The organism is Streptomyces sp. WG5 (genome assembly GCF_049974565.1).
GTDB lineage: Bacteria > Actinomycetota > Actinomycetes > Streptomycetales > Streptomycetaceae > Streptomyces.
Window position 1 is genome coordinate 1 of sequence record NZ_JBNGGC010000180.1, and the last position, 588, is coordinate 588.

General features: G+C 71.6%; 1 protein-coding gene. It reads right to left on the bottom strand.

Features of this window, described 5'->3' with window-relative positions:
- Positions 1 to 588 (bottom strand): acyltransferase domain-containing protein (locus tag ACP4IX_RS36505; protein WP_426558978.1); only part of this gene is annotated, 588 nt, incomplete at both ends.

Sequence of the window (588 nt, forward strand, 5' to 3'; positions counted from 1 at the left end):
GCTGGACCACGTCCACCCGGTCCAGGCCGGGTGCGTCTTCCTCGCCGCGCAGTACCGCTGTGAGCGACCAGTCGACGAACGGTGCCAGGGCCGCTTCGCACTCGTCGATCACGCGGGCGAACTCCGGTGCGGAGTCCAGCAGCCCCACCGCCATCCCGGCCCACTGCGACCCCTGCCCCGGAAACACGAACACGACCGGAGCTCCTGAGGAACGGCCCGGCTTCGCACCCGAGACCGCCGCGGTCACGCCGTCGGTCTCGTGGGTGGCGAGTGCGTCCAGGCCTGCGAGCAGTGCGTCGCGTCCGTCGGTGCCGGGGACGACGGCCCTTGTTTCGAAGGCGGAGCGGGTGGTGGCGAGGGAGTAGGCGATGTCGGCCGGGCTGAGTGCGGGGCGTGCGCGGACGTGGTCGGCGAGCCGTTTCGCGGCGTGTGCGAGTGCGTCCGTCGAGCGTGCCGACAGGATCCAGGGCAGGGTTGTGCCGTCCAGTGGGGCGTCGTCCCTCGGTCCGGTTCCGGACGTGGTGGGTGGGGTGGGGGGTTCGGCGAGGATGATGTGGGCGTTGGTGCCGCTGATGCCGAAGGAGGAGA